The sequence below is a fragment of the Pseudomonas sp. W2Oct36 genome (assembly GCF_041060465.1).
GTDB lineage: Bacteria > Pseudomonadota > Gammaproteobacteria > Pseudomonadales > Pseudomonadaceae > Aquipseudomonas > Aquipseudomonas graminis_B.
The window spans coordinates 103,107-120,568 of sequence record NZ_JAUERW010000005.1; the positions used below are offsets into that span (position 1 = coordinate 103,107).

Genomic DNA, 17,462 nt, shown 5'->3' on the forward strand with positions numbered 1-17,462 from the left:
GGACGATCCCATGTACTCGACTCAGAACGAGCCGCTGTTCCACGTTGATCCATTTCGCTTGTATTGGCGTCATGCCTTCTGCATGTTTGTGGGCTTGGCGGCACCCGTGCTTGCCCAAGCCGCACAAACAGAGAACGGCGCCGTAGATGCCGCACAACTAGCCAAGCGTTCACAGACCTGGACACTGGAGCCTATAAGCGTTTCAGGTGTGCGTGACGGCTACACAGCACCCACAGCCTCTTCAGCTACCCGGACCGATACGCCGCTGAATGAGGTTCCGCAATCGGTGCAAGTCGTCACCCAATCGATGCTCAAGGAGCAAGACAATCACTCGCTTTCAGACGCACTGATCAACGTCTCGGGTGTAAGGGCCACGAAGCCGCAAGAGGCACTGTTTGCTCAGCCGATCGTGCGCGGTTTTCCGGCTGAGATTTACATGAACGGGCTCCCCGCATTCGGAGGAACAGCAGCAAGTATCGATCCGACCAGCCTGATTGGCACCGAGCGTATCGAGGTGCTCAAAGGTCCTACATCTGCCCTTTATGGCGGTGGCATCGGCGCGCCGTTAGGTGGCTTGATCAACGTGATTTCCAAACGACCCGAGGCCGAGCCAAGCGCTTTGCTGTCGATGCGCACCGGAAGCTTCGGTACGGTGAATCCGTCGATGGATCTCAATACGCCCATCGGCGACAAGGTCACTGCACGGCTTTCCGCTGACTACCAGGAAAACGACAGCTGGATTGACCATGTCAAAGGCCATCAATGGTCGATTCAGCCGAGCATCTCGTTCCAGCTGACGCCAGAGACCGAGTTGTTGCTGCGCGGCCAGTACGAGGATCGCAGCCAGCTTGAATATTCCGGCCTGCCAGCCGTCCAGGCATTGAGCGGTCAGATTGATCGCAATGCCTTCCCGGGTGCTACCAGTGGGCAGCCTCACACTACTATCGAAAATCGAACAACCACCGCGCAACTCACGCATGAGTTGAATGACGACATGCGGATGAGCGTCACCGCTCAGCACTACGAGGGCAAGTTCCGCGATTACGGCAGCTTCGTTTATCCGGAGTTGCTCGGGGCGAGTCCTGCGTCACCCACCGTCTATCCTATTTTCAAGCTGTACCTGCCAGGAAACGTACGAGAAAACACCTTCGATACCAATTTGGGCACCCGTGTCGAGGCGCTGGGCGGGAGCCACGAATTACTCGTGGGCGCCAGTTACGACCGTACAGACTTCACCTCAGGTGTCTCCAATGCCGAGCTGATCGGCGAGCTTGATCTGGCCAATCCACGCTATGGGATATCCTACGGAGCGACGCCTGAGGTACTCGTGACTCAGACCAATCGTTACGAGACCACGGCCTCTTATTTTCAGGACCAGGCGACCTACGGCCGTTGGCACTTGCTGGGTTCGTTGCGTCTGACCCAGCTAGACCTCAAGCAGCAAGAACAGGGCGTCGACACCGCTTATCATCGTGTTACGCCACGGCTGGGCGTCACCTACGACCTGACCGAGAGCCTCGCGCTTTATGCCGCGTACTCCACCGGTTTTCGCGGCGCGTTCAACTTCATCGGTAATGAAACACCCAAGCCTGAGCTGTCTCGCAACTATGAGGCGGGCATCAAGCTGGCATTCAACGATGTGGGCCTTTCCGGCACCCTCGCGGTGTTTGAGCAGACGCGTCGTAATGTCTCGACCCCTGATCCAGATCCTGCTAACGCGCTTCTGGGCTATTCAGTGCAAAGCGGTGAACAACGCGCTCGTGGCGTGGAGGCGGATCTGGTCTGGGAACCGACCACGGCCCTTTCATTGCTGGCCAACTATGCCTACACCCAGGCAGAAGTGACGCAGGACAACTCGATCCCGGTCGGTGATGGCCTGCCGCGCGTGCCGAGGCACAGCGGTCGCCTCGCCGCGCGTTACCGAATACTCCACGGCGCCGCCAAGGGTGTGGGCTTCGGTGCCGGTATCACAGCGCTCAGCGCACGCGAACTCACCCTCCCCAACACAGTATCCGCACCCGGATATGCACTGCTCGATGCGCAGACTTCCTACGATTTCGACCGTTACACGGTCTCGGTCTCAGCAGTCAACCTCACGGGACGCAAGGTCTTCGAGACCTATCAATACCTCGGCTCGCCCTTGGTGTTGCCCACTCAGCCGCGCTCGGCGTACCTCACTCTCACTGCCCGCTTCTAAGGACGACCATCATGATCGATAACCAACGCCGTAATCTGATGCTTGGCGCGCTTCTCGCGCCGTTAGCGGCCAGTATTCCTCGCGCAGTCTCGGCAGCTGAACAGCCAACGTACGCACACACCATGCCTGACATGGACCGCGACATGGACAAGGTGCACTGGGTAGGTGACGAGCAAATAGGAATGCTGATCTACCCCGGCATGACGGTCATGGACCTGATCGGGCCACACTGCATGTTCGGCTCTCTCATGGGCGCCAAAATTCACATAGTCGCCAAAACACTGGACCCGGTGACGAGCGATGCAGGGTTGACGATCATCCCGACCGCTACCTTCGACACCTGCCCCCGCGACCTCACTGTGCTGTTCACCCCGGGCGGCACGGACGGCACCATTGCAGCTGCAACAGATGCCGCGACACTGACATTCATGGCTGATCGCGGCGCACGTGCCAAATACGTCACCAGTGTTTGTTCCGGTTCGCTAATCCTCGGCGCGGCAGGGCTTTTAAAGGGCTATAAGGCAACTTCGCATTGGTCGTGCCGGGATGCTTTGGCCGGGTTTGGTGCGATTCCCACCGATGCCCGTGTGGTGCGCGACCGCAACCGAATCACCGGGGCGGGTGTAACGGCAGGACTGGATTTCGGCCTGAGCATGGTCGCTGAGCTGCGCGATCAGACCTACGCCGAGTGCGCTCAGTTGATGGGTGAATACGATCCCGATCCGCCGTTCAATGCCGGTTCCATGAAGACCGCACCGCCGAACGTCAAGAAGGCCATGATCGAGCTCGTAGCCGGTTTCACTGAAAAGGCAGAAGCCCTCTCCAACGCGGCTAAAAGCTGAATCCATTGGTTAACAGCGCACGTTCGCAAGATCGCGCGCCGTGCACGCATGGAGGTCTTTCGAAGCAATATCCGACAAGCCAGTCCATTAAAAGGCGCTTATCGGCTACCTCGACGGAAGAGTTTCATGCTCGCCACCTTCCCGCCCAACGCATGGACAAGTCAAAAACCAAATGAACGCTCTATCTTTTCGAACTGTAATGTTGACCAGCCTCCTGAGCCCCTCTGCATTCGCGGACTCGGCACAATCTCAAGCAAAGGGCTTTATTGAGGACAGCACTTGGGCTGTTCTTAACCGAAGCGTGTACGACCATCGCAATTATCAGAAGGGGGCACGCAACGGCGGCGCTCGCAATGCATACAAACCACGCGCTGATCGTAACGGCTATGCCGAGGAGTGGGGATACGGTCTCATGGGCACCGTTCAGTCGGGGTTCACCCAAGGAACACTGGGCGTGGGTGTTGATGCACATGCCTATCAAGGCTTGAAACTCGACAGCGGCGGTGGCAGAGCCGGCAAAGCGCGTCTGCTGGGTCTGGATAACGATGGACATCCCAAAGACGAGTTCAGCCGAGCCGGGGCAGCGCTTAAGCTGCGGTTCAGTTCAACTGTCATTTCCTATGGTGAGCAGCGGGTAAAGACACCAGTATTCAGCTCTTCAGATAGCCGCCTGCTGCCAGAGACCGCGACGGGTGTATTCCTTAGCAGCAATGAGTTCCAAGGCGTCAAGCTCGTGGGTGGACACTTCACCGAAAGCACTGATCGCAATGCAACCAGTCACGACCAAGGTTTTGTAGTCAATTACTCAAACGGCTTGAAAGGTAACGCATTCGATCTTGCAGGCGTGGTGTTTACCCCTTCCAAACAGATGACTGCGAGCCTTTACAGCTCTCGGTACGAAGACACCTGGAACCAGCACTACCTGGGCGGCACGTTTGCGTTCCCCTTGGATGACAATCGCTCTCTTGCTTTCAACCTGAACCTTTACCGCACAACCAATACGGGAAAGTCGCTTTCGGGTCGCATCGACAATACGACCTGGAGTCTGATGTCGACTTACGCTCAAGGTGCACACAGCTTCGGATTGGGGTATCAGCACGTCGACGGGAATACGCCTTTTGACTACGTTACCCGAGGTGCCATCTTTCTCACTAACGCCGTGCAGATGTCGGATTTCAATGCGCCCAATGAACAATCATGGCAAGCCCGGTATGACCTGTCGTTTGCGCAATGGGGCGCTCCGGGTCTGCTTTTGAGCGCTGCCTATACGCGTGGCAGCAAGATTGATGGCAGTCGTGTGGATACTCGCGGTGGTTACGCTTATCTAGGTTATGGGGCCAATGGTAAGCATTGGGAAAGAGATCTGGAGGCCCGCTACGTCGTACAGAGCGGGCCCGCCAAAGGTGCAGCGGTGTCGATACGGCATAATCTGCACAGAGGAAATACTGCTCAGGCAGAGCTAGATGCGGAGCAAATCAGGTTGGCCGTGGAGTATCCGTTGACAGGACGGTTCTGACGGGCCTGAGTGATGACCATTCTAAGGAGCAGGCAGCCCTACACTTCCTATGCAAAGCGGCGATGCCAGCTCCAATTACCAGCGCAAGAAATACGTCATGCTCTTACACATTCCCAGGGATTCAACGTAAACATCGCTCGATTCAGCTAAGCGTTAGGGGGGCTTAAGTCTGAGCGGCCGCTTAGGGTCGACCTAGATCGGCCGCTCGTTGAGGTCAGCTAGCTGCCAATTGCAGCCGCCCAGGGTAAAAGCTGAATGTCGGCGGTTGCATGTACTGACCTTTCGATCAGCGACCTATAAGCACTTGTAGTTTCAGCAGGCGCCCCAACACACGCGATGGCTGCGACATAAGCGTTGCAGAACAAAAAACACACTCTGGGGAATCATGAACCATCTTCGAAACGATATCCCGTCGCAGCACGCGTCGGAGGTAAATCGGGGCCTCTTCCGGGCCGGCCATCGCAACTAACGGGCGGGCAAAATAACCCGGGGTCTGCGGGTGATGGTATCGATCATCTTGCCGGTAATCGGTGTTTGGATTGGGCCCCAGATCCCCGAGGCCCCGCCCTGCCCGGTCTTGGCCAGCTTGATCTTGCTGATGATAGAGGCGGCGGATCGGGTAGGTACCTTCACCGCACGCTGACATCCCCCTGCCGATTACGGCTTCCCGCTCGAGCTGTCTGCCAAGTCCATATTTATGCTCTCAGGTGCAGGCGCTGCCGCATCGCTTGGCTCGACAGGTGTGGCTAAGGCAGCGGCGGCTTGAGCGGCGGTCGGCGTCGATGTGGGCATGGGCGCGGGTCGAGCGGCAGCGGCGGCACGAGCAATGGCAGCGGCACCGGCAGCCACGGCGGCCGGCGAACGGGCAGGGCCCGCGGACGATTGGCCTACGCCCACATTAGCAAAACGGGCTTGAGACCTCATAGAGGCTTGGGCCAGGGCGGAGGTCGGCACTGGCGCTGGTTTGGGTGCAGTTCGGCTCGCCGGTGTTGCCGGGGCAAGTGTGCTGGCCTGGGCGGCTGGTTGCGGGGCCTGGGCAGGTTGGGCTGGAGCCGGCTGGGCGACAGGCGCCGGCGGCGGCGCAATTGGAGTTGGCTGCGCTTGCGCCTGTGCAGTTGGAGCTGGCTGCACTTGCGCCAGCGCGACTGGAGCTGGCTGCGCTTGCGCCGGTGCAGTTGGAGCCGGCTGCACTTGCGCCGGCGCGACTGGAGCTGGCTGCGCTTGCGCCGGTGCAGTTGGAGCCGGCTGCGCTTGCGCCGGCGCGACTGGAGCTGGCTGCGCTTGCGCCGGTGCAGTTGGAGTTGGCTGCACTTGCGCCGGTGCTACCGTGGCGGTAACACCCGCCTGGCCGCCGGTAGTCTGGGGGCTACCGGTATTCAATGCGGCGCGGGCAGCCCGGTTGGTGGCATGGGCATTGTAGGTCTTGTTGACCGTTTCGTAGGTCAAACCAAACATGGCAGCGGCGCCAGCGTTATTAAAGAACTGAGACACAGCGGGCGAGACCTTGCCCTTGGTCAGAGTGTCCAGCGCCAGGGGCAGGGCCCCTGAAATATTGTTCCAGCTCAAGCGCGCAGGAGAATGGTCAAGCAAACGCTCATAATCCTTGAGCGGTAACAATTTGCTTGCATCGGTCTGAAGCTTTTGCGTATCGCCCACTTCAGCAAGGCTGGCGTGCTTGCCCCGGTAGGCATCCACTGTCTCGATCGCGGTGTTAGCCAAGGCGCGTATGCCCGCCACCGTGTTGATCGCGCTGTTGAGCGCCGCGCCGGTCAGTGGTTTGCCATGCTCATCATTAACCGTTGGGCCCGCCGCCGATTGCCCGGCGGGCAAGGCATGGCCGATCACCGCATCTTGCAGGTAACCCATGGCCAGGGTCATCGCTGAGTACGTCCAGGCATTGGCGTTCATATGATCGGAATTGACACCATGGGTGCTCGTTCCGTTGCTGCTGGTGGTCGTGGAGACGGTCGCCTGCAAGGTTTCGCGGCTGGCGGCGTAGGTCAGATTGCGCATCTGGGTGGCCAGCACCCGGGCAGCCAGGGCGCCATCGCCATGGCTGTGGCTCAGCGCGGACATCACCAGGAAAGCGGCGTCGGCCACGATCTCGTTGCGCGTCACATTGCGCGAGTCGCTCTTATGTTCGGCCGTGAGCGCGGCTTTTTCGGTCGGCGTCTTGCTCTGCCACTGCTCGGGGCTGAGGCCAAAGTGGCCCCTCACCCCCGCTTCCGGATCCGGGTGGTCCAGGCGTGAATGACGATAGAGGTTCGCCGCGATCTTGGTGCCCGACACCGCCACTTGGGCGGCCATCAACGCCGGGGCACCCTGGTCCTGAAGTACTGGCAGCATGGCATTGTAGGCATGCATGAACACTTCTTCGCGGGCGAAGGTCGTGGCCCCGCAAGTCACCGCCTGTTGCAAAGCGTGCCCCGCCATGGCGCCCATGGTGCGGCCCGAAGGCAGGCTGTTCCGCGTATCGTCAATGAGCATGCCACCCGTCGCCAATGCCGAGTGACCAGCGTTGCGCAAGCGGTCCTGCAGAGTAGGTGGTTGATGCCCCGCATTGCCTGCGTTGCCTGCGTTGCCTGCAGACGGCTGCGTGCTGGGCAGTAGAGGGGCCGTAACGTGGTTATTGCCAATGCCGCCAACCATCAGATATTGCTCCCGTTCAAACGCCTGCCGGAGGTAGCCCCAGGCCGGTGATTACTGTCAATGCCAACGGCCAGGGTCACGAAACGCACCAGCCAGCTCGCCAGGTCGTCGCCATCGAGCCCAGTACTGTCCCAGCGCGCTTGCAGACTGGCGCCAGCCGGTGCCAGGGCGACGCCACATTGGGCGCCGGTCATCAAGTACAGATTGCTCTGCAACGCCGCGCCGCGTTGCTCATTGCCGTTCAGGGCAACCGCCACCGGCGTGCTGAGCAACAGGTGGCGTTGGTCGGGGTCGGCGATGATGTCGATGTAGCGATCATTCACCTTAAGCGAGCCCACGCTACCGAACGCCTGGCCTGGCAGCGGCACTTGCAGAGCAGTGAAGGCCCGCTCAAGCAAAGGTCGGTGCCACTGGTCGTTGATCTGCTGCTGAGCGATGGCGTCGACCTTCTCGCCCAGCTGCGCCAATTGCGAGTTGGCCGGTGCCATATCCGCCGAGGGCTGTTCGGGAGGATTCTCGCTGGCGTTGGCGGCGGCTATCAGCGTGACCAGCAGGCTGGCCCCCAACGCTTGCATCTGCTCGAAGGCCTTGATCAGCGCCTGGCTGTCGTTATGGTGGTAGAAGGGCAATTGCTTGACCAGCAGCGTGGCGCCGCTTGCATCCTGAGCCCACACGCAGGTGTCCAGGGCCATGCTCACGCAGTTGGCGCGCAGCAGGGCCTCGCGCCAAAGCAAAGGGCTGATCCCGGTCGGCGACTGAATGAACCCCAGCAGGGACCATCTGGGTGGTTCCTCTTGCTGGCGGACCATCACCACGTTCAAGGGTGACAGCGTCAGCATGCCGTAGCGTGTGAAAGTGGCGGCTGCCTGGGGCGACAGGCCCAGTGCGCGGGCCACTTCGGTCAGCCAGGAGCGGGTGTCGTCCCCCATTGGCGGGAGGCCGTTTAGCGTCGTGTCGGCGGGCGCATTGCGGGCCCGGGGCGAGCGAGACGGCGTAGAAAAACGCAGGTTGGGGTCTGTGAGCATGAAATCACCAATCCGTCAGCGCCTTCTTCTAAATCGCCCTGGCACGTGGAAAGCTGCTACCAAGGGCGTTACAAGTAGGCAAGGCATGTTCGTAGCTGTGTGTGGTACCAGCACGCAGATCGGTTCCCCGCCGTGTACTACATTTTTGTACTGCCGAGGGGTCAAAGGCTGCTCCCAGCGATGGCCCCTTATCGGGCGGAACCGTCTCTCGCCCCCGCGACATTAATGCCTAGGTTTCGCTGTCATCTACGATTGCGGGAGTCGCAGCCGTTCCGGCCAACAGCCCACCATCAACGTTGAACTCACTGCCCGTGATGTACGTGGCTTCATCCGACGCGAGCAACAAGGCCAGAGCGGCAACTTCTTCAGGCATTCCGAATCGCCTGAGCGGCGTGTCTCGAACCAGCGCAGCCATTCGCGCTTCGCGACCGGCATCGCTGCCTAACATGGGTTCCCACATGGGGGTCAGAATGGCCGCCGGGTGTATCGAGTTGCATCTAACCTTCAGCCCTTGTTCGGCGCAGTAAAGCGCCACCGTTTTAGTGTGATTGCGGACGGCAGCTTTGGACGACGCATACGCGGCGGCACCTGGAATGCCCACCAGACCGGAGCGAGAGGAGATGTTAACGATGGAACCGGCGCCTGACGGGCGCATGGAGCGAATGGCGTATTTGCATCCGAGGAATACACCGTCGAGATTGGTTTGATGCACCGAACGCCAATCTTCCAGCCGTGCATGTTCCGGGTCATGCCGCACAGCGCCATCCTCGAATCCGGTGATGCCCGCGTTATTCACGAGAACATCCCAACGGCGGCCGTCATTTGAAATCTGCCCGGCCAATCGTTGCCAATCTTCTTCACGCCGCACATCCAGACGCAGAAAACAGGCGCGCTCCCCCAACGCGCTTGCAACCGCACGACCAAGCGCTTCGTTGATATCCGTGACGTAAACGAAGCAACCTTCTTGCACGAAGAGTTTTGCAATGGCGGCACCGATGCCTTGAGCCGCGCCGGTAACGACGGCTGTCTTGGAGGCCAGTTTATTTTCCATAAATGATTTTATCTCCAGGGTAAGGCGTGTAGAGCGCCCATGAGAATGAGCCAATGTCCTGTGCCATGATCACGGTTGGCGAAGAGGCTAGTCCATAACCGAACGCCACGAAACCTGAACGTCAAAACCTGACTCAGGGTCATAAAAACACTTCAGCCACGCCCCTCAAGGTGCCTTATGCGTTTGATACCTGAACTGAACAGCGAAGCTCATGTGCTGATATGCGGCGCCAGCCGGGGTATTGGCCTGGCACTGTGCGCGGCGTTGCTGGCTCGCGATGATGTGACGCAGGTATGGGGAGTATCGCGAAACGCCAGCACCTCATCAGAACTGGCAGCGCTTGCAGAACGCTATGGCCAGCGCCTGAAGCGAGTCGACTGCGACGCGCGCAATGAGCAATCCCTCGAAGCGCTCGTGAGCGAGACGCTTGCCGGGTGCGACCATCTGCACCTGGTTATCAGCGCGCTGGGCATTCTTCATCAGGACGGCGCAAAACCAGAAAAGGGTCTGGCTCAGTTGACGCTTGCGAGCCTGCAAGCCAGCTTTGGGACCAACACGTTCGCGCCGATCCTGCTGCTTAAACACCTCCTCCCTTTATTGCGCAAACAACCTTCTACCTTCGCGGCGCTCTCGGCGAGGGTTGGTTCTATTGGCGATAACCGATTGGGAGGCTGGTACAGCTACAGAGCCAGCAAAGCGGCGCTCAACCAGTTGCTGCACACGGCCAGCATCGAACTGAAACGGTTGAACCCTGCCTCGACTGTCCTGGCCATACACCCAGGCACGACCGACACCGAGCTGTCCCGGCCATTCCAGGGGAACGTGCCTGAGGGCCAGTTGTTCGAACCGGCGTTCTCGGCGGACCGTATTCTTGAGGTGGTGGGCGCACATGGGCCGGCCGACAGCGGGACCTTTTGGGCCTGGGACGACACCCCCATCGTCTGGTGACGTCTCCCACGCGCGAAACGGGACGTGAATAATTACTTCGCCAACGCTTTCACCAACGCCGGCGTCACGTAATGCGGGCCATCGAACAGGTACAGCGGGTAGCCGTCATAGGCGGCGAGCTGCGGTTTGAGTTCGGCGGCCGTTGCGGAGCGGAAACCGCCGCCGTAGTTAGGGCGGAAGGCTTCGACGATGATGCGGACGCGGTCCTTGCCCAAGCGTTCGCGCAGGGTGTCGGCGTAGGTGCGGGCTACCGGTGCAGTACGGGCGTAGACCCCGACGCCGTCCTGAAAAAACACGCCGATGTCGTCTGGCAGCCATTGCTTGAGCCAGTCTGCTGTGGCGGCCGGGCCGATGTTGGCGCCGTCATAGACGCTTATCCATAACGGACGCGGAAGCTTGGCCAGCAGCGCAGGCAGCTCCTTGGCACGGGTCCAGCTGGGGTCGACTTCGGCCGGGAAGTAGTAGCCGGTCACGTGCAGCGGCGTCGGCAGTTTGGCGATGCGCTCCGAGACGGCCGCCAGTTGCTCGATGTTGTCCCGGGAGCGGTTTTCGCTGAAGTATCCCGCCAGGCCGATAATCACATCCTGAGCCCAGGGCTCTTTGGCGATACGTGCCCAATCGGGCAGGACCGGCACGCTGGGCAGACCGGTGCCAGGCACAAACGCCTGATCGTCGACCACGGTCCATTGCACCAGCAATTCTTTGGCTCCGAGCTGGTCCCATTGCCCCTTGATGCCCACTGTTTTGTTATCGGGCTGCCAGACGATGCCAACGATGCCAGGGTCCAGCCGTTTTTGCGTGGTGACGTAAAACATGGCGGTGCCTGTGACCAGTGTCGCTGCGAGCAGCAGGACAGCTAGAGTCGCACGCCCGAGGCGCCCCGGGAGAATCTTCAAGGCAGGGCCTTGTTGATGCGCTGGCGCCACTGGCCCAACGACGTCACTCCCTTGGCATTCCACTGGGCGGCTGCATCGGGGCCGAGGTGGAACTGGCCCTCGTTGAATTGCCACACGATCACCTGCGGTTTGTGCTGAGCAAAGTCCGGTGATTCGAGGTATTGCAGCAGTGTCGCCCAGGGGCCGACGTCGCCGGGGTTCCAGGTCAACGTGACCGGGCGGTCCAGGGCGTTGGACAGCTTCTGGGTATAGCCGAGGTAAGGCTGCACAAAGCTGTTGCCGATGACCTGAACAGGGGCCGGGGCGTCGTCGATCAGCAGGTCTTTCTCGACCTGATGGCGCACGGTGTAAATGTCTCGGCCGATGGCTTTGCGCTTGATCGACGGCAGGAAGTTGCTGGCCAGATCGCCGAAGGCGCGCTTGTCGAACCACTCCCCCAGCACTGCACCGCCGCCGGGTTCACCCTGCAGGCGATAGCGTCCGGTGATCAGTTTCGCAGTGGCATCGGCCGTGTTTTCGGCGCTCCACGCGGTCCAGTGGTAATCAGCGCGGTAAAACGCCGTCTGCTTGCCCTGCTCCGTGGCTTGGAGGATCGGCTTGATGTTCAGCGTCGTCAGGCCAGCCTTCGTCAGTTCGCCTTGCACACGGTCGTAGCGCTGCACCACGGCCGGGCTCAGAGGGTGGTCGGCGGGCAGGCGCTGGGCGTAGAACGGCGCTTTCATCGGCACCACCAGCACCACGAGCGCGATTTTCTCGCGCTCAAGTTGGTGTTGGACGTCTTTGATCAGGGCGATATCCCGGGCAATGCCGGCGTTATCGACGGTGCTCAGGCTTTCCCACGCAGGAAATAACCAGCCGCCCTGCCCGGTGATCACTGCAGAATCAGCTTGGGCAGCGGCGCCGGACAGACTCAGCAGCACACCGGCAATCAGGCCGGATACCGGAGGGCGGCGCAGGATATGGCGAGGTTTTACTAAAGAGGTCATGGGGCAGTCTGGTCAACGAGGCCAATCAGGCGGGGGGTCTGGCGTGAGCCGACCAGGAACAGGCTGTAACGGTCACCGGCCTTGAATGGCTCAAGCTTGAGCGGCAGGCTGGCGCTTTGATCGCAGCTGGCAATCAGCGTCGCCTGCACCGGATTGATAGTGCGCTGCGCCTGGCCGTTGAGCGGCAGCTGGCTAAATACGCTGGATCCGTTGGCCAGCTTGATATCGGCTTTCTCACAGCCGGCGCTGAGGTTGTAGACGTTGAGTTCGGCACGCAAGTCTTTGCCGCGCGGCTGCGGGTCGATCACCAGCCGGGGGGCCGCTGCAGGATCGCTGCCCAGAATCACCGTGACAAAGGCGTTTTTCGGGACGTTCAGGCCCTTGAGCTCACGTTCGTTGATCGTGATGCGCAGCGGTTGCCGCGAGTCCACCACCTGGAAAGGACTGGCCACCACCGACTGCGCAGACAGGGCAACGCCGGGCTTGCGATCCACGCTCACTTGCACGGCGCCGTCGGCGGGATTGACCACCCGCACCCAGGAAGAGCCTTCCGGCAGTTTCGGCGCATAGAGTTGAGCGATTTCCGAAGCAGCCTGAGCCGCTGTCGACGCCATGCCCAGGCTCAGTCCGAGGGACATCAGCCAATACATACGAGGGTGCATATCCGTCCTCAATAGGAGTAAGTCAGACGAGCGAAAACACCTTTGGCGCGGTCATCGCCAGACACTTTCACTCGGTATTGCAGCGAAAAATCCACATAGGAGCGCGGCGCGTTGTACGCGTCTTCCCGGAACCAGTAGCGCACGTTGTTACCGACGCCGACGCCAGCCGCATGGCCGGAAGAGTAGTCAGTGCTGCCGTCGGAGCGGGTTTCGCTGTCCATCTTGGAGTCGTAGTCGAACGCGGCCACCACGTGGGGGAACGTCACCCAGCGCGAGCCGGCGCCGCCAATGGCGTAGCTGCGACCACCCTGCCATTCGCTGTTGATGTAATTGCGCGAGTCGTTGACGTAATGACCGGTTTCGGCGAACAACTGCGACGTCCACCAGCTGGGGACATCAACCCGCAAATCGGTGCCGATGCTGGAGCCGTAACCCAGGCGCAACAGCCAGTCGCCGTCGACGTCGGAAGAACCCAGGGGAAAGGTGCGTTCCACGGCCGCCATGACGTTCAACGAGGTGAACGGCTTGACCCGCACGCCCAAAGCGCCTTGCAGTGCATCCAGCCCGGTGTCCGAATCGCTGTTTTTGCTCCACAGCGTATCGGTGACCCGGCCATACAGTTCGACGAAACGGGCGTTGCGGTAACCCAGCGGACGCCACGATAGTTCGGTGCTGTTCTGCAGGCTGTCGTTGCTGCTACTGCCACTGCCGCTGTTGCCATTATTGCTGCCAGTGCTGGGCGCCGAGCTCAGGCCACTGGTGGAACTGTTGCCGCGATAACTGGTGGTGCTGGTCAGGCCCCAGGTGCGCGACACATCGGCCACGGCGCGACGGGTGTCGAACAGCTGCTGGTCGGTCATGTCCAGTTCGCCGCTATTTTTGGCGTCGATAACCCGCTTGAAATAGCCGACAGCGTGTTCGTCGTCACTGACCCGCATCGCGTTGTAGGCCGCGTCCTGAGTCGCTGTCGGCGCGAGAGGCGTGGCAGCGTCAGCCTTGCGGAATGACTCATGGGCGCTGTCATCGTCGCCGGCCTGTACCGACAGGTAAGCCACTTGCAGATCGCTCATGCCATCCAGTTCGCCAGCGTCGCGGGCGACCTGAAGGCGTTCCCGCGCCGTACGACGCTGCCCCAGGGCAGCATAGAGACTGGCTTCTTCATACGTGGGCAGGCTGCCCAAGGCCAGGGCTTGGGTGAAGTCCTTGCGGGCACCGGCATCGTCACCGGTCTGCTGCTTCAACCGACCGCGCTGGGCCAGCAGACGGGCGTCGTCGCCATTGGCTTGCAGGCCATCGCTGGCCGCAGATATGGCTTCGGGCAGGCGCTTCTGCTCGGTCAGGGCGCTGACCAAGAGGCTGCGATATGCCGGATTCTGCGGCGCCCGGCGAATGGCTTCGCTGGCCAGGGCCGCCGCCGAAGCGGCGTCCTTGCGGGCCAGCGCAGCGTAAGCCTGCACAGCCGTGTCCGTGCCGCCATCGCGCTGGTTGCCCGGCCAGATATCGCAGATCAGGCCGAATGCGCTTTCCTGGCAGTTAAGGGCCGGGGCCGGAAAACGCGTCGCGGTTTTCAGGCCATTGTCCTTCTGGCGCAACGCAACCTGGGCGGCGGCGCGACGGCGGGCGACTTCACCGCCCGTGTCGGCGGGCAGTTTTTGCAATTGATCCAGAGCCTGCTGCGGCTCGTTGTTGGCCAGCGCCAGGTCGGCGGCGAAAAAGCGAATCTCGCGCACCTCAGAGTCCAGCAAGCCTTCGATGGACAAGGCCCGGGTCAGGTCGGCCTGTGCCGCCTGGGTCTTGCCCTGACGATCCAGGGCGTAGCTGCGCAGAATCCATGGCGCGGTTTCGCCATCGTCCTGGGCCAGCGCGCCGGTGGCGGCCAGTTCGGCGGCGCGGTAATCCTTGTTGGCGATCAGCGCGCTGATCAGCAACTGCTGGTGAGCGCCGATTTCCGGTGCCCAGGCCACGGCCTTGCGGGCTTGATCCACGGCCAGCGGCAGGTTGCCTTGTTCCAGCGCGCGATAACCGGCGATGGCCAGTGGCGCGGCGAGTTGACGGCGAATCGCTTCGCGACGCATCAGCAAGGTGTCGTCATCCGGGAACACCCGCAGGGCTTCGGTGGTGGCATGATCGGCTTCCTCCAGATGCTGTTGGCGTTGCAGGGACTCGATCAGCAGCAGGCGGTAATCCATGCGCCTGGGTGCCTGGGCGATCGCTTTGCGAGCGGCCTGCGCGGCGACGCCGAAGTTATCGCGATCGTAGGCCTTGAACGCCTGGGCCGCCTCGCTGAAACCGGGGGCCTGGCGCGAAGGCGACTGCGGGTAGCGCTTGGGGTTGTCGCGTTGTTCCTTGTCTCGTTGCGCCTGCACGATCAGCCGGTTCAGACGGGTGACATCGGCGCGCTGACGCAAGGCTTCGCGGGCCTTGGCGATGGCCAGGTCGTAGTCCTTGCGATCATAGGCGCTGTAGGCCTCATTGGCCGCCTGATACGCGGGACCGGTCAACGGCAGCGGCAGAATTTCGCCATGCACCAGCGCAGGCAAAAGGGTCAGCCCCGTGGCCATGAGCGTCAGGAAAGGGCGGTTCATGCCGGGAGCTCCGTTGGGTAATGACTGTGCTGACGGGCCACGGCCTGTTCGATGGTGGTCCGAGGCAGCACGCCGCTGTCGACGAGATAGTCGCCGATGCGCCCGTGGTGCTGCGGGCGGTAATTGAGCATGGTGCGGTTGAACACGTCGCGATCCAGCAGCCCCATTTCGATCAACAGGTCGCCCAGCATCGGTGCGCGGGCGTTGGGCACCGGTTGGCCGTCGAGCGCATAGACGTTTCGCAGTTGCGCGACGATCTCGCTTTCACGGGCAATCAGCTGCACCGGCTCGCTGCCCAGCTCATCGCTGATCTGTTGCAGGCCTTCAGCAGACAGCGGGCTGGCGACGGCGATCTGCCCACGGCCCTCCTCGTTGGTCCCCAGTGGCACAACACGCCAGCGCAGGGCGAACTCGTCGGCCAGCAGCGATGGATTGGCTTTGTGGGCCACATCGAACACCCGCGGCAGATCGTTCTGAAACGCGATGGCTTCCGCCAGGGTTTCGTCATCCAGCCAGCCGTGGCTGAGCAAAATGCGGCCTAGTGGCATGTGGCGGGTTTGTTGTTCGTCCAGTGCGGTTTGCAGATTGCTGTCGTTGATGGCCTGCCAGGACAACAACACGCTGCCCAGTTTGCGCGGTGCAGCAGCGACCAGGTCGGTGGACGGGAAGTCGTGCATGGTCTTGTCCCAGACCAGCTTGCGGTTGAGCACCTTGCCCACCAGAAACATGCGCCACGCCCGGGAGGCGGCCATGAAGTTGACGAAGTTGCCCACCACCATGCGCGGGAGCGACAGCAAGCCGTGCTGCCAGCCGTACAGCACCGTGGTGAAGTAGCAGCGGTGCAGGATGCGCCAGCCCAGCGCCAGGCCGTTGGCAATCAGCAGGTACTTGATCCAGCCGTTGGATTCGAACGGCGTCGGGAAGCTCACGTTCCACAGCCCGCTCTGGCGCAGGATAATCAGCGCCACCAGTTGCACCAGGATCACGTAGGCCAGGATGCTGACAAACGCTGTGACCACGCCCTTGCGATCGCGAAACAGCAGGTAACGGTTGGCCAGCGAGCCGTTCCAGCCCATCTGCTCCCAGCCTTGCAGGCCGATGCCCAGGGTCCAGCGCGCTTTCTGGCGGAACGCCGTGCGGAAGGTGTCCGGGAAGAATTCGCGTACGCACAGCGGCATCTTCAGGGTTGATTCGTAGGGTTTGCGGAACCACGATTTGCGCAGCACCCGGAATTCCACCGGGAAGCGCACGAAGATGGCGTTCATGCCGACCTTGGCCAGGCGTGCGCCAACGTCGTAGTCCTCGGTGAGGCTGTCGGTGTTGAACGGCTGGTTCTGGGTTTCCCCGGCCAGCACTCTCAGGGCCCGGTGCGAGAAGCAGGTACCGACGCCGGCCGAGGGCACGGTATCGGTCATGCTTTCGCGGACCACCAGGTCCTTGCCATGCCATTCGGCAAACTCGTCCATGTACGTACCGGCCACCCATTCGTACCAGTTGCGTTCCAGGGAAACGACCGGCAGCTGGATCATGTCCTTGCGTGGCAACAGGTAGTTGAACAGGCGCAGTTCCAGCGGATGCAGCACGTCTTCGCTGTCGTGCAGCACGACACCGGCGAAGGTCATGCCGTGGGTTTGTTCATGCAGGAAAATCGCCTGAATCACCCAGTTCAGGCAGTCAGCCTTGCAGGTCGGCCCGGCATGGGGGACTTCCACACGGTGCAATTGCTTGTAACGCCGACGCATGCGCTCCACCTCATCGATGGTGCGCTGGTCGTTGATGTAAGTGCCGACGAAGACCACGTAGTTCTGGTAGTCCAGGGTCGACACCATGTTCTCGATCATCGGCGCGATGACGTCGTATTCCAGCCAGGCCGGAACCATGATCGCCAGTGGCTGCTCATCCCGGTCCAGCAATTGCTGGGCGGTCAGTGGCCGGTATTTGCGGTCCACGGTGAACTTGCGAAACAGGCGGCGAGACCAGTACCACAAGTCAATGAACAGATCGTCCAGGCTGGAAATCAGGATCAGCACAGCGACCACAATGGTCGCGACTTCCAGGAAGCTGTAGTAATGAGCCAGCCAGTAGGGCCAATAAAGCGACGTCAT

General features: G+C 61.2%; 12 protein-coding genes. 4 read left to right on the forward strand and 8 right to left on the reverse strand.

From position 1 onward, the window contains the following. The first annotated feature begins 10 nt into the window (after positions 1–10). From QWI18_RS09825 to QWI18_RS09835, 3 genes are all read left to right on the forward strand, one after another. Complete coding sequence (locus QWI18_RS09825) at positions 11–2,197, forward strand: TonB-dependent siderophore receptor (protein ID WP_369318749.1); 2,187 nt, start codon at positions 11–13, stop codon at positions 2,195–2,197. Positions 2,198–2,208: 11 nt separating this feature from the next. Further along, complete coding sequence (locus tag QWI18_RS09830; protein ID WP_369318750.1) at positions 2,209–3,039, forward strand: DJ-1/PfpI family protein; 831 nt, start codon at positions 2,209–2,211, stop codon at positions 3,037–3,039. A gap of 172 nt (positions 3,040–3,211) precedes the next feature. After that, positions 3,212–4,555, forward strand: coding sequence for an OprD family porin (locus tag QWI18_RS09835; RefSeq protein WP_369318751.1), 1,344 nt, complete (start codon positions 3,212–3,214; stop codon positions 4,553–4,555). Between the two features lie 657 nt (positions 4,556–5,212). On the opposite strand, the gene QWI18_RS09840 is transcribed toward QWI18_RS09835, so the two are convergent. From QWI18_RS09840 to QWI18_RS09850, 3 genes are all read right to left on the reverse strand, one after another. After that, positions 5,213–7,204 carry a hypothetical protein gene (locus tag QWI18_RS09840; RefSeq protein WP_369318752.1) on the reverse strand — a complete coding sequence of 664 codons (1,992 nt, stop codon included), beginning with the start codon at positions 7,202–7,204 and terminating at the stop codon, positions 5,213–5,215. Next, positions 7,204–8,229, reverse strand: coding sequence for a type III secretion system chaperone (locus tag QWI18_RS09845; protein WP_369318753.1), 1,026 nt, complete (start codon positions 8,227–8,229; stop codon positions 7,204–7,206). The genes QWI18_RS09840 and QWI18_RS09845 overlap by 1 nt, the downstream gene beginning before the upstream one ends. Positions 8,230–8,458: 229 nt before the next feature. After that, positions 8,459–9,280: an SDR family oxidoreductase gene (locus tag QWI18_RS09850; RefSeq protein WP_369318754.1), complete on the reverse strand. Its 822-nt coding sequence runs from the start codon at positions 9,278–9,280 to the stop codon at positions 8,459–8,461. Between the two features lie 177 nt (positions 9,281–9,457). On the opposite strand from QWI18_RS09850, the gene QWI18_RS09855 reads away from it, so the two are divergent. Beyond that, the gene (locus tag QWI18_RS09855) at positions 9,458–10,228 is read left to right on the forward strand and encodes an SDR family NAD(P)-dependent oxidoreductase (protein ID WP_192134729.1); all 771 of its coding nucleotides are present in this window, start codon (positions 9,458–9,460) and stop codon (positions 10,226–10,228) included. A gap of 32 nt (positions 10,229–10,260) precedes the next feature. On the opposite strand, the gene QWI18_RS09860 is transcribed toward QWI18_RS09855, so the two are convergent. Genes QWI18_RS09860 through QWI18_RS09880 form a run of 5 tightly spaced genes read right to left on the reverse strand, consistent with a single transcriptional unit; the run spans position 10,261 to position 17,462 of the window. Next, on the reverse strand, positions 10,261–11,124 hold the full coding sequence (locus tag QWI18_RS09860) for a hypothetical protein (RefSeq protein ID WP_065986511.1): 864 nt from the start codon (positions 11,122–11,124) through the stop codon (positions 10,261–10,263). Beyond that, a complete protein-coding gene (locus QWI18_RS09865; RefSeq protein WP_369318755.1) occupies positions 11,121–12,110 on the reverse strand; it encodes a twin-arginine translocation pathway signal in 990 nt (329 codons plus the stop codon). Before QWI18_RS09865 ends, QWI18_RS09860 begins: the two co-directional genes overlap by 4 nt. Beyond that, positions 12,107–12,772, reverse strand: coding sequence for an alginate O-acetyltransferase AlgF (locus QWI18_RS09870; protein ID WP_141695097.1), 666 nt, complete (start codon positions 12,770–12,772; stop codon positions 12,107–12,109). The genes QWI18_RS09865 and QWI18_RS09870 overlap by 4 nt, the downstream gene beginning before the upstream one ends. Before the next feature lie 8 nt (positions 12,773–12,780). Then, positions 12,781–15,357 (reverse strand): bacteriophage N4 adsorption protein A, encoded by a 2,577-nt coding sequence (locus QWI18_RS09875; protein WP_369318756.1) that lies wholly within the window; start codon positions 15,355–15,357, stop codon positions 12,781–12,783. Continuing rightward, positions 15,354–17,462: a glycosyl transferase family protein gene (locus tag QWI18_RS09880; RefSeq protein WP_065986506.1), complete on the reverse strand. Its 2,109-nt coding sequence runs from the start codon at positions 17,460–17,462 to the stop codon at positions 15,354–15,356. The genes QWI18_RS09875 and QWI18_RS09880 overlap by 4 nt, the downstream gene beginning before the upstream one ends.